We start from the raw sequence: 12,230 nt of genomic DNA, 5'->3' as shown, positions 1-12,230 counted from the left end.
ACAGGACCGGGATGGCAGTTATTTACGATTTGCAAAAAATCTCCGGCCTTCAAGTGGCGAGGGACAATAGCTTGTCAAAATAGTGAATCGTTTCTTTCAAACCGTCCTCAATGCCGGTAACGGGTTGCCAGTCTAACACCTGCTGGGCAAAGGAGATATCCGGACAGCGTTGTCTGGGATCGTCCATGGGCAGTGGACGAAACACGATTTCAGCCCGGGTTCCGGTCAATTTAACGATCTTTTCAGCCAGTTCGATGATTGTAAGTTCAACCGGATTGCCCAGATTCATGGGCCCGGTACAATCGTTTGCCGTCGCCATGAGACGTGTTATCGCTTCGATCATATCGTCTATGTAGCAGAAAGAACGCGTTTGAGAACCATCACCGAAGATCGTAATGGGCTTTTTCTGAAGTGCTTGAGTGATGAAGTTGGATATGACCTTGCCATCGTTGAAATGCATATTGGGTCCATAAGTATTGAATACGCGCGCAACTTTTATACTAAGTTCATGTTGGCGGCGATAATCGAAGAAAAGCGTTTCCGCGCAGCGTTTGCCTTCGTCTTAACACGACCGTCTGCCGATGCAATTTACATTGCCGGCATAGCGTTCCGATTGTGGATGAACCGTCGGATCTCCATAGACTTCGGAGGTTGACACTTGATCATAGGGCCATAAATTTCTCGATCAACAAAGATATCTGCCAAAATGGCCATTTCTGGATAGGCGCTTGTCAACTCTCCGATTAGCTGCGAAGATTCAGCAGACGATTCAAGCCGCCCCACCTTTCCGGGATTTACAATACATCGTAATTCCCATAAGACCAATGATGTACCCTATGCCGCCGAATATCTCATTGATCGAAACCCCTTTGTTACGCTGTAATTTTGCAACAAGTTGGGTAAGGGGTCGCAGTCTTTCTTGAATGACCTTGTCAACGATCGCTTCAATCTCTTCGGAACTCATTTGAACAGCGATATCTGCGGCAAAAACAGGGATTGCTTCTGTTGAGGCGACTGGCTCATTGACAATGGCCGGCAGTTCATCGGCCAGTATTGTATATTCGTCCCGATGTCCCATTCCGGCATCGAGAACCACCTTCAGATCGATCTTTTGGGGCGGAGTAAAAGAAAAGACGCCATTTTCCCCGGTTTTACCTTCCAAAAGCTTATTTCCGGAAAGATCGAATACCTCTATCTTCGCATTTTCGCATAACGTGCCGTCACTGAAACCGCCTTCCACAAAAACCATGCCTCCTTCCACATGGGCGTTGAGAAAAACACCGTGGGAAAGGCAATCCGGCAAAAATGTTGACATGGACATCAAAAAACAAAGAAAAAAGACGGCAAATTTCTCGAATTTTATATGCTGCTCAAAGTGCGTCGGTTGACACATGGTTGGTCCCATCAATGTTTCGGGTTTGGCTTTACGGAACTCATTTCAGTTAGCGAATGAACGAAAAATCGTCCATGAATCATAGAAGTTAACAGGAAGTCACCTTCATTTTCGGGTGACTTCCCGTTAAGTCGACACTAATTGTAAAATCGAATCGTTGCCTTATTCTATCGATTTTTCCGAGCGTATCGGTTTCGAACCCGGATTATGGCACAGCAAAGGTGAGCGTTGCCGTGTAAGAAAGCTCTTTACATTTCTTTTTCAATTCCTCGGTGGGCGGTTGCGTCATTTTGGCTGTTATAATCCATGGGCCATAATGTCGAATAACCCGAATCTTTGCCTCTCCCTTATTGTCCGTGCGGCCCTCGAAAGATTCGTTGGTGAAGGAAAAGAGCGAGCAAGCGGTAATATCCGCGCGCTCGGCCGGTTTGCCGTCTAACAAGACCTTGAACTTGAACCAATCGCCCAATTGAAGTTCATCGGGATTGGTGAGTGGAATGATTTCAAACTTGTGGCCCACCGGTTTTGAAAACGCATCGTCGGAAACCTTTCCGACACTGATCACGGCCTTGGCATATTGTTCGTAATAGAGTTTGAAGAAGTCTTTTTTACCATTTACCTCACCGTAAAAACCGGGTGTGAGGGCGGCGGCGACAATTCTTGCCCCCTCGTTTTTCATGATAAGCTCCGTGGCCCGAAAGCCACTGTCGCCAGGTGTCAATTTTTCCTTGCTGCCATTTGGTTGGATTATAAAACAGTCTCCGAGATATTTGTTATCCAAGAAATCGGCCACAGGATAGTGGTGCCCCCAGCCAAAATACACCACGGTTTTTGCTCTGGGTGTAGGCGCATATTTGGGATGGGAAAAAATTTCAGGTGAGTAGTCCGTAACATTCAGCCAAAGCGAATGGGCTGACACATTTGAGGAAAATACCAAACAATAACCCAGAACCAAAACCATCTGAAAAGCACTTTTAACCCATTTCATTTTACAACCTCCGTTAGTCGTTAGTAATGCGTTAGCGCACGTCATTACGATTCTGTCGATACCCCGCCAAACAGAATCGGAATGCGACACGATCAAGGATGGACAGCACCAGGCAGTGCTCCAAGGAGAGCTTCACGGCCGCATCAGACGATAAATGTCCATTTGCGCCAAGCGGTCGTGAAACACATGGATCAGGCGCCGGTCGGATCCGTGGCGGTTCCGGGTTTGCTGCCCAAGGTAGGTGTCGCTTTTGACGACACAATAATCCACGCCGATGGCCGCCAGTCGATCGACGGTTGCCGCCGCCGGGAAGTCGGCCATTTGCATCTTCAAAGAAGTAAAGGATGGAGGAAAGAAGCCGGAATAACCATTGGCCATCCGGCGGCGGTGGAACGTCCCCCAATACATCCAACACGCCTCCCGTTCGTACGATGCCACATCAGGCATAAACGGCAGGGGCACGCAAACCACGACGCTTTCGGCTGGTGTCTGGTCGCGCAACCATTCGATCCAACCACGATTGCGGGCGAGCGGCGGCACGGCATACAACGGCTGGGCGGGTGGCAATATTTCGACAACCGCGAGAATGCCAACCGCGATAATAATCCCCCGCAGGCCCCGGCGCCAATGGCTATGGTGTAGGTAACCGGTAACCGTCACACCAGCTTGCAACGCCATGACGGCCATCAAGACCACGGCCACCTGCACGAAAACGGCCGCCCGGAACACATTGCGCACCTGTGCAAAACCCGGCACGCTGTCGACCAACTGCAAATAGGGTTTCCACCCCCAAACCTGCACCCTGGGACCCAGGGATAACAAAAAGGCGAGGCCCATCAAGGTCAGGCAGAAAAAAGTCCAGTCCCGACGGCGCCACGATGCCAGCCCCCAGAAGAGTCCGGCAGCCGCAAGGATCAGCTTGATCGTTCCCGGGCATAGCCTGAAGCCATGGTGACTGTCTCCGTCCGCCAGCAGTCCGATGTTGACTGCCGGACGCCACGGGGCGGCGTTATAGTCCGCCACGGTGGCTGAAAGCCGCGTCAGATAAGCTTCGGGCCGGTGAAACGCCTTTTCTCCGATTGCCGCATACTGGCCCCAAACGACCGGAAAACAGAGGAGCCCACCGGCCAGCACCCCTGGCAGCAGCGCCGTCCACATTCGCCGCCGGCCGGCGCGACGCCACACCAGCCAAGGTCCGCAGACCGCCAACAATACAAACATCATCAGACCGTAATAGGCACACATCAGGTAAGTGCACGCCAGCGCCGTTCCCAGCACCAGACCGCCCGTCACGGTAGGCCGGCGGCTAATGCGGTACAGGGCCAGCAGCGACCAGAGGACACCGAAAAGCGGAACCAGTTCCAGAACCCCCAGCCAGGAATGAACCAGCGGCAGCAACTCCATCATCGCACCGCCGCTCAAGGCAACCAGCCAATGGTAGTGCATGCCGCGCAACAAACGGAAGGTGATCCATCCGTTGAACAGCAGGGCGCCGAGCAGCAGGCAGTTGTAGGCCAGGATACGATTGCCGGTGATCCAAATGATCGGGGCCGCGGCCACAGTCAGCGGCATGGGTTCGGAAAAGGCGAAAGTCCGGCGGACCGGGTGAAAGATCGGTGCGTCCCAATAGCCTTGGTAGCCTGCCGCCGCGCGGTCCGCATTCCACCAGATTGTCCACACGTTGAACAGCGGCACAGTGGCCACAGGTTCCGTGCCCAGTGGAAGGCAGGATCGGCATGAACCGACCAGGGGCCATGTGGTGGCAAGGGCCAGAGCCAGGTAAAGGACCGCGGCCATTACCTGGCGCCGGCCTGAAAATCCGGGAATATATCGTTTCATTTGGGAAAATGGGTGGCGGTCGTAAGCCACGCTACCGTCAGCAGTTAAAAGGCGAAATCCAGCTTCAAGATAAAGGTCCGTCCCGTCCGATAGAAATAATAGGTCTTGTCTCCCTTGTCCGAGTCAAACACGTTGTCGGCCTCGAAGATCAGCTTGGCTGCACTGCCCAGTGTTTTGTATACCTTGGCGTCGACCACCATGTAGCTGTCGAGTTCCGCGGTATTGTCGGAATCGGTGTACTGTTTTGAAAGCCATGAAAGCGTCGCGCTGATGCCGATACCGAGCGGGTCGTAATCATAGGACGGGCTCAGGTTGAATTCATGTTTGGGAACCAGCGTCAGTTCCTTGCCGGTTTCCTTGTTCTCCGTGTCGGAATATGCGTAGGATGCCTGAACCAGAAAGCTCGGGCTAAACTGCATACGCGCCGAGCATTCGATGCCCTGGGTCATGGCCTCCTCCACGTTGCGATACACGTACAAATCGGCCCCGTTGTATGTTTCGCCGGAAACGTCGGTAACCACCATGTCCTTTACGTCGTTGCGGTAGAGACCGGCGTTGAGGACAATCCTACCGTCGTAAAACCACTGCTCGATGCCCAACGAGTAGCCGATGGATGTCTCGGGATCCAGGTCCGGGTTGGATTTCATATAGAAGGGCGAGTGGTAGTACGGCACGTCATAGTATAACTGGCGGATGGTGGGGGATTTGAAGGATTTGCCCACGGACGCACGCAGGGTGGTGGCATCGAGCAGACGGTACATGAGGCTGAACTTGGGATTGAACGAATCGCCGAACGTGGAGTGATTGTCGTAGCGAACACCGGGCACCACCACCAGATCCTGAAACAAGGTCAATTCGTCCTGGAGATACACGCTTATTGTATCCACGTCCTCCAATACCGTGGTTCGGGCGGCGCCGGTGTTGTCGATGAGGTAGTCGATGGTCTGGCGCTGGAATTCGGCACCGGTGGTAATCAATTGGTTGGCAGTGAGGTTTGTCGTGTACTGCACCTCAATCTGATCGTAGTTGATATTGCCATAAGGATGAGAGGAGCTACTTTCGCTATCGAAATCATCCACGTAGTGGTAGCCTTTCAGGTTGACGATATGGTCGGTCGAAGGCTTCCAGGTCATACCGGCCGACAGGCGGTAACAGTTTTCGACGAATGTACCTGCTGCGCCATATCCCGCTCCGTCGAATTTGCTCAGTTCCCCCTTGCCCCAGAAATCGACTTGGTCCGACAAACGGGTGTCGAATTTGGCCATGACCGAATCCCGGGTGTAATCGGCGGGGTCGAGATAATTGTTCTCCGAGTATTCGTGGGTGTAGTGCATCAGATAACCGCTGCGCTCGGAGATGCGCCCACCGTAGTAGACGTAAGTTTCGGACAGGTTGCGGTCTGCGTCGTTCGGTTTGGTCGTCACACCGTTATTAACCCGCTCCTTGACATCGTACCAGCCATAGGAAACACCGGCGCCACCGCTGTCCTTGGCAGGGCTTTTGCGGGTGATAATGTTGATTACGCCGACCATGGCGTCACTGCCGTAAAGCACGGAACCGGGCCCCTTGACCACCTCGATGCGCTCGATCATGGAAACCGGAATCTGGTTCAAACCCACGGCATATTCACCGTGAGCGCCACTCTGGCCGGTACCGTGAATTCGTTGTCCGTCGATGAGCACCAGTCCGTAGCCGTTGTTGAAATTAAGGCCCCGCATGCGCGCCATGGCCGTCCAGGATCCAAATAGGTCGTCGACGACAGCGGTGGAAAAGCCCGGAATGGTCTTGAGAGCATCGGTGACGGTCTGCGCATTGGAGCGCTCGATATCCTCACGGGTCACCACCACCGTCTCCACCGGCACATCCTTGAGGGTGTGCTCCGTGCGTGTTCCGGTTACTACGATTTCATCCAGGCGAGTAACCGACTCCTCCGAATCTTCCGCTGCTGCCCATGCCGGACAGATCATCCCGATGATTACAAACGCGGCGACTGTTTTCAAACCCATGGTGCGTGTCCTTTCTCTCTCTATATTGTATGTGTGTCTTAAAAATGTGCCTCGACAATGAAAATCGACAACGCCAAAAAAGTTGTAAAACCCTGGCCGAGGGTCCTTGAAATCCAAGCGTTTGTCAGCATCCTTAGGTACGTTTTGTCGAAGGTGATCGTCGAGGGAAAACACGAGCCTGGGAGAACCGCATGGGTAGTATTTGACAGGGGGAATGCTTCTGATATATAAAAAATATCAGAAGCCTCCCAATCCTGGAGGCCTCCCATGGAAGGCGGTCTGGGACCTTGGCCGGGATCGGACCGCCTTTCATGCTCCTCGTTTTTTACCCGATGTTCGGATTGCTGCTATCGCGTTTCCTCCTTTCTGTTGTCTTTCAGGTTGTCGCTTGGCAGTCACGCCAGCGACGAAATCATTCGGCGGCCGCTTTTCAAGCAGTCGCTTGAAAACAAAAAGGCCACGTGATTACATGCACCTTGTGAGTGCGAGAACCTTCGTGGCCCATTTCTATAAGCATCGGTCCGTGTCAAACCGTAATAAACTACCCCGCCGCAATCAACGATGCATCACCGAAGGATTGAATCGTTTTATCGTCGCAAGAGACGGGGTATTGGACCCGATGTTTGGCAATAAAAAAAGCCATGAAGCTCCACTCCTGTTATGGAGATGGAAAACCTTCATGGCTTTATCTTAAAATTTCTGTTTGTAGGGGTTATACTCTTAGTAAAAACGGCTTCTACCGCCTTTTGGATAGAGCGTTTAGCTGCAATTTAAAAAGATGTCAATCTTTTTCTTCAATTGGGAGATCGCAGACACGAGACGTAGCTTGACACAAAACGCTTCCGATAAAGGTTTGCGAAAAAATACCGAATCGCTTGTGATCTCATTAGAAATTGAGAACTACCATTAGAAATACGGCATCCATATTTGCATGGTCCGGCTAACCCGATCCGCAATTGCACGCTTGTTTCTCCGGGCGGATGATCGCTTCAGCGAACTTCCTCCCCTGAAGAAACAGTCGATCCGATTCAGCAGCTTGGCGGCTCGGGCTATTCCTCAAACAAAATCCGGTGATCCACCAGATTCATGCGCTTTATCTTGCCCTTGATGGAAATCTGGTCTCCGAAGATTCCCACCAGGCGGAATGATCCATCCGCTTCGGGCTCCACCAGATCGACCGATTCCATGAGCAGGGTTTCCTCACCGTCTTTAAGCATATAGGCATTGGCTTCACACATGATCGAGTACCTCCTTTAAACGTTTTTCCACCAGGTTTTGAACCAGGTGGGGCAGGGGTTCGGATGTCACCCCGATGATTTCCGCATTTTCCTGGAACAGGGGCAAAAGCAGCTTGAATGCCGGACTGGTCGTCACCGCCTCGGCCATCTTGGGAGTCACTTCCCCGAGCATGGCGTTGGCCCAGGTGATGGTCACCGGACCGACAATGCAATGGACCCGGGCCGCCGTCTGGCAGATGGCATTTTCTCCGGAAGCGCACTTGTTCGCCCCGGCCCGGAGCATCTGGGAAGCGGCGATGGCATTGGTGCCCAGGGCAATCAATTCAATGTTTTCTCCATAGGCGGCCTTGAGGTATTTGATCACCGTCGATCCGATACCGCCCCCCTGACCGTCAATCACACCGATTCTTTTTCTCAAGGAAACCTTCTCTTTCCGACTGCTGAAAATAAAAAAAGCCACGAAACGAGGGCAGATATTTTTTATCTGCCGATGCCTTCGTGGCCTTAAAAAAGTTCAAACTGATATTTTATCCCAACGCCTTCGTGGCGTCATCTGGGTAGCCGGGTTATTACCCTATTCCCACCGACCGAGTCAAGGCAATTGGGTCGGGGTCATTTACCGCTGCAATTCGGTTTCGATGGCGTCCTCCACACGCATGTATCGTGTATGCCTCGCCATTGATCTTGCCAATTAACAGATTTGAGTCATCCATTTGATATGCTTTAGCTTTTTCCGGTGATAGCAAATTGAAAGTCAACTAATTTTCAAGATACCCAATACCCAAATGTTGTGGTCGCTCATTTTTTATCTGGGCGTTTTGTATATAGCAGTATACCACAGGTCGGATTTTTTTCAATGTACGTGGGGGTAATCACAGAAGGTTCTAAATGTCTGATCGAATTGGTCACTTTCTCGTCAATTGATTTACGTGGGTCTCTCGGATTGGTTACTCAAACGCGACATACATATTCGAGCTTTAGAGAAAGCTTGCAACATTAAAAAACACATGTTATATAACGAGCGTTATCGATAATATTCAAAAAGGGTAATAGATAGCATCCCATGCCTCCCAAGCAAAGATTCACCCCTCAAGACGTTATTGAAGCCGCCTTTAACGTGGTCCGCCGGCAAGGTTGGGAGGGATTCTCGGCGCGTACCATTGCCAACGAACTCCATTCGTCAACCCGGCCGATCTACGACTGTTTCAATTCCATGGAGAACATCGAAGCCGAAGTCGTTAAAAAAGCGCTGGCCACTTTTGTCGCGTCTATCAATCAGGAGCGCACTGGCGACATATGGCTCGATCAGGCCTTGGGCTACGTACTTTTTGCCGCCCAGGAGAAGTATTTGTTTCGCTGCATCAATGACGAAAAACACACTCCATTCCAGAGGCAATTTGCCCGAGAACACTGGACGAAGCTGGGCGAGGCGCTGGCCGACGACGACCGGTTCAGGGCGATGCCCGAACCGATTCGCCATAAGATCCGCGCAGCACGCTGGATGATGATCCACGGCCTGTCCTGGCTGATTGCCAGCGGCTGGTTCAAGACGCCGATCGAAGCGGACTCGATGTTGGCGGATCAACTCGGCTATACCCTGGTCGACTTCCTGGCAAAGGTGAATGATGGCCTTTATGAGGAATTCAAAACCGATTAAGGGCCGGTTTTTTTGTCTTAAAAACAACACCTGTAATGTAACGGCCGTTATTTTCAGTCGATGCACCACTCATAGAGGTTTGGCGATGCAACCGGATCATGCCAGTATCACGGCCGAAAACAATGCGCTATTGCGGACCCACGAGTCCCTGCGGCCCGAGAAGGAACGGATTTGCAACGATACCTACGCGGCCTGGTTTTTGGCCGACCGGTTGATGGACGCGGTCGACAGGAACCAACAAATTCGTCAAACCGTCGAAACGTGGGAAAATAGATTTCCCGGCATTGTCAATTCCATTCTCGCCCGTACGCGGTTCATCGACGACTGCCTGGAGGCGGCGATCGGCGAAGGTATCCGCCAGTTGGTGATCCTCGGTGCCGGCTATGATACCCGGGTGCTTCGATTCGGCGCACTACGTGACAAAGTGGCCGTTTTCGAACTCGATCACCCGGAAACCCAACGGATTAAATTGCAGCGTATCCAAGAGCAGGTGGGTGCGGATCTGCCGCACGTGCGCTTTATCTCCATCGATTTTTCCAAAGACCCCCTCGGTGAAGCGCTTTTTGCACACGGCTATGACGCCCAACTTAAGACAATTTTCATCTGGGAGGGGGTAACCTATTACCTCCCCGGCGCGGTCATCGACGGTACGCTGGGATTCATCCGCCGATACGCTGGCCGCGGAAGCAGCGTGGTTTTCGACTATTTTCCACCGTCGGTTGCAGCCGGCACGACCGACCTGGTGGAGGCACGGGCATTGCGGGACGGTTTGCAGACCATCGGCGAAGCCATCGTCTTCGGCATCGCTCCGGATCGGATTCCGGATTTTTTGAGCCAGCGCGGTTTCAGGGTGACGGCGCACCTCACCAGCACCGACTACCATGCGAGATATTTTTTGGACGTTAACCGCAGTCGACGCGTATCAGAAATGTTCATTTTAGTGCAGGCGCGGGTGGACGACTCAATCGACCAACACCAACAATAGGGGGAGGAAGAGATGAACACGCTAACTGGGAAGCGAATCGACGCAAGAGTGAACAGATCGACATGGATCACGGTGCTGTCGATGATGGTATGTCTGTGCGGAATTTTGGTTGGCGGTAGTTTGGCGGCGAGACCTAATATAGGAGGTACGCTGATATTCGGTACGGAAAACGATTTCGCCGGCTTCGAAACGTTGAAGTCCGGTTCGCGCCTGGCGATCAACGGCGCCATTGCGGCCAACACCATCATGGAGCCGCTTTTTCGCATGGACGCCGAAGAAAACCTTATCCCGATCCTTGGATTGAGCGCCAAACCTTCCGCAGACGGAAAAACATGGACTGTAGCACTGCGCCAGGGGGTCGTGTTCCATGACGGAACCCCATTTAACGCCGATGCGGTGGTGCATCATTTCGGACGACTGTTGAACCCGGTAAACAAATTCCGCGGCCGAGGAGCCATGGGGCCAATCATCGCCGTCAACAAAGTCGATGATTACACGGTTCGCTTTGAATTAAGACACGCATGGCTGCCTTTCAGACGTGCCATTAGCAGTACCCGTGGACTGGGTGGGTTGATTCCATCGAGCGCAGCGATTGAAACGGGAAGTCAGGACCGGGCACCGGTCGGCACCGGTCCGTTCAAATTCCAGACCTGGGAACCCGGCAACGCCTTCACCGTGGTTCGCAACCCGAATTACTGGGCCAAGGACGTGCCCTACCTCGATGCGATCGTCTTCAAGCCGATGACCGATGCACAGACCCGCTATGCCAGTCTCAAGGCCGGTCAGTTGGATATGATCTGGATGGATGTGGGCAGCATTCTGGACAAGGCCAAATCCGATGCAGCGCTGAATGTATTTTCCGGCGAGGACAACGGCGCCGAAATCTTCATCTTCAATACATCGACAGCGCCACTGGATGACGTAAACGTACGCCTCGCCCTGGCCCATGCCTTTCATCAGGGCCGTGAAGTTAAAATGGCATACGGCGACAGCATCCCGGTGGTCCATCATCCGTTCGGGGGGCAATGCGATTGTGCCGACGACGGGTATCGGGCATACGATCCTGAAAAGGGCCGTCAATTGCTGGCTCAATACGGACGGCCGGTCGAAGTCGAGGTTCTGCACAGCAGTTCCAAACGAGGGCGGGATATCGGCGAGATAACCCAGCAGATGTTTAAGGAGGTGGGCGTTACCGCAAATCCGGTGGGACTGGACTTTGGACCGGTGATCAAGAAGGTGATCAGCGGGCAGTACCAGATGTCGACCTGGCGGATTTCTTCCCGGCCGGATCAGGGCCCTACGCTGTTCCAGATGTTCCACTCCAAGAGCCGGGGCAACTTCTCCCATTACAGCAACCCGGAGATGGACCGACTGCTTGCTGCCCAACGCACGGAGACCGACCCGGACCGGCGCAATGCGCTTTTGTGTCAGATTGCACGGCTGATCAACGCGGATGTGCCCATCCTTTATCGCGGTGGTATGCGTAGCCATATCATCGTACAAAAGCAAATCCAGGGTATTGCCGCCCTCCAAAACGGCATCGTGCGTCTTGAATCGGTCTCGTTGGGTCGATGAAGCGATCCACCATGTTCGTTGCACTTCACCCGATTTGCCAATCCCTGATTTGCATACCAACGGCCCGGGCAGACTGCGCGGACGAAGTCGCGGCGATTCGGGCTGTAGCCTTGGCCTACATGCAGGCCTGGTACAGTGGTGATGTCGAACGAATGAAGGCCAGTCTTCACCCCAAACTGGCCAAACGAAGTCTCATGGGCGTTTTCGGCAAGCCTGGCTTGAGGTACACCAGCGCCTCGGACATGATCCGGTACACACAAGACGTTTATGGGGTAAGCCTTCGGCAGCAAGGGCAGGCCATTGACGTGATTGTCTTGGACCACTATCGGTCCGTCGCCAGTGCCAAGGTGATTAGTCCGCATTACCATGAGTACCTTCATTTGGCCAAGATCGACGGCCGATGGGTAATCGTGAATGCACTATACGAGAAGCGTTTGCCGACCGATAAAGGCGGTTCCAGATAATCCAAATCCTTTCATTTGATGGTCAATGGGGATAGACAACGATCTTGAGCAGGATCGGCTTAGTGCTGGCCGGCAACTGTTTTGC

General features: G+C 52.9%; 10 protein-coding genes and 1 pseudogene. 4 read left to right on the top strand and 7 right to left on the bottom strand.

Annotated elements, in window-relative coordinates:
• Positions 1-49: 49 nt before the first annotated feature.
• The 7 genes and pseudogenes from ACHZBS_RS16800 to ACHZBS_RS16770 all read right to left on the bottom strand — a co-directional run.
• Positions 50-544 (bottom strand): annotated as a pseudogene (locus tag ACHZBS_RS16800) (NAD-dependent epimerase/dehydratase family protein); the annotation flags it as partial.
• Positions 545-769: 225 nt separating this feature from the next.
• Entirely contained in the window at positions 770-1,405 is a 636-nt protein-coding gene (locus ACHZBS_RS16795; RefSeq protein ID WP_319407674.1) for a hypothetical protein, read from the bottom strand.
• A gap of 193 nt (positions 1,406-1,598) precedes the next feature.
• Positions 1,599-2,381 carry a DUF4198 domain-containing protein gene (locus ACHZBS_RS16790; RefSeq protein WP_319407673.1) on the bottom strand — a complete coding sequence of 261 codons (783 nt, stop codon included), beginning with the start codon at positions 2,379-2,381 and terminating at the stop codon, positions 1,599-1,601.
• Positions 2,382-2,513: 132 nt separating this feature from the next.
• Entirely contained in the window at positions 2,514-4,178 is a 1,665-nt protein-coding gene (locus ACHZBS_RS16785) for a hypothetical protein (RefSeq protein ID WP_319407672.1), read from the bottom strand.
• An 86-nt stretch (positions 4,179-4,264) separates the two neighbouring features.
• On the bottom strand, positions 4,265-6,226 hold the full coding sequence (locus tag ACHZBS_RS16780) for a TonB-dependent receptor (RefSeq protein WP_319407671.1): 1,962 nt from the start codon (positions 6,224-6,226) through the stop codon (positions 4,265-4,267).
• A 1,049-nt stretch (positions 6,227-7,275) separates the two neighbouring features.
• Complete coding sequence (locus ACHZBS_RS16775) at positions 7,276-7,464, bottom strand: CooT family nickel-binding protein (RefSeq protein ID WP_319407670.1); 189 nt, start codon at positions 7,462-7,464, stop codon at positions 7,276-7,278.
• The gene (locus ACHZBS_RS16770; protein WP_319407669.1) at positions 7,457-7,882 is read right to left on the bottom strand and encodes a DUF3842 family protein; all 426 of its coding nucleotides are present in this window, start codon (positions 7,880-7,882) and stop codon (positions 7,457-7,459) included. The genes ACHZBS_RS16775 and ACHZBS_RS16770 overlap by 8 nt, the downstream gene beginning before the upstream one ends.
• Positions 7,883-8,527: 645 nt before the next feature.
• Here ACHZBS_RS16770 and ACHZBS_RS16765 point away from each other — a divergent pair.
• From ACHZBS_RS16765 to ACHZBS_RS16750, 4 genes are all read left to right on the top strand, one after another.
• The gene (locus ACHZBS_RS16765) at positions 8,528-9,121 is read left to right on the top strand and encodes a hypothetical protein (protein ID WP_319407668.1); all 594 of its coding nucleotides are present in this window, start codon (positions 8,528-8,530) and stop codon (positions 9,119-9,121) included.
• Positions 9,122-9,206: 85 nt separating this feature from the next.
• Complete coding sequence (locus ACHZBS_RS16760; protein WP_319407667.1) at positions 9,207-10,106, top strand: SAM-dependent methyltransferase; 900 nt, start codon at positions 9,207-9,209, stop codon at positions 10,104-10,106.
• A 12-nt stretch (positions 10,107-10,118) separates the two neighbouring features.
• Positions 10,119-11,681, top strand: a complete 1,563-nt coding sequence (locus ACHZBS_RS16755; RefSeq protein WP_319407666.1) for an ABC transporter substrate-binding protein — start codon at positions 10,119-10,121, stop codon at positions 11,679-11,681.
• 11 nt (positions 11,682-11,692) lie between these two features.
• Positions 11,693-12,145 (top strand): nuclear transport factor 2 family protein, encoded by a 453-nt coding sequence (locus ACHZBS_RS16750; RefSeq protein ID WP_319407665.1) that lies wholly within the window; start codon positions 11,693-11,695, stop codon positions 12,143-12,145.
• Positions 12,146-12,230 lie beyond the last annotated feature (85 nt).

This window comes from uncultured Desulfosarcina sp. (assembly GCF_963664155.2).
Lineage (GTDB): Bacteria > Desulfobacterota > Desulfobacteria > Desulfobacterales > Desulfosarcinaceae > Desulfosarcina.
This window is presented reverse-complemented; position numbering and strand designations above follow the sequence as displayed.

Coding starts and splice junctions, on each gene's coding strand:
- ACHZBS_RS16765 (WP_319407668.1), top strand. CDS start 8,528: ATGCCTCCCAAGCAAAGATTCACCCCTCAAGACGTTATTGAAGCCGCC.
- ACHZBS_RS16760 (WP_319407667.1), top strand. CDS start 9,207: ATGCAACCGGATCATGCCAGTATCACGGCCGAAAACAATGCGCTATTG.
- ACHZBS_RS16785 (WP_319407672.1), bottom strand. CDS start 4,178: ATGGCCGCGGTCCTTTACCTGGCTCTGGCCCTTGCCACCACATGGCCC.
- ACHZBS_RS16780 (WP_319407671.1), bottom strand. CDS start 6,226: ATGGGTTTGAAAACAGTCGCCGCGTTTGTAATCATCGGGATGATCTGT.
- ACHZBS_RS16775 (WP_319407670.1), bottom strand. CDS start 7,464: ATGTGTGAAGCCAATGCCTATATGCTTAAAGACGGTGAGGAAACCCTG.
- ACHZBS_RS16755 (WP_319407666.1), top strand. CDS start 10,119: ATGAACACGCTAACTGGGAAGCGAATCGACGCAAGAGTGAACAGATCG.
- ACHZBS_RS16750 (WP_319407665.1), top strand. CDS start 11,693: ATGTTCGTTGCACTTCACCCGATTTGCCAATCCCTGATTTGCATACCA.
- ACHZBS_RS16795 (WP_319407674.1), bottom strand. CDS start 1,405: ATGGGACCAACCATGTGTCAACCGACGCACTTTGAGCAGCATATAAAA.
- ACHZBS_RS16790 (WP_319407673.1), bottom strand. CDS start 2,381: ATGAAATGGGTTAAAAGTGCTTTTCAGATGGTTTTGGTTCTGGGTTAT.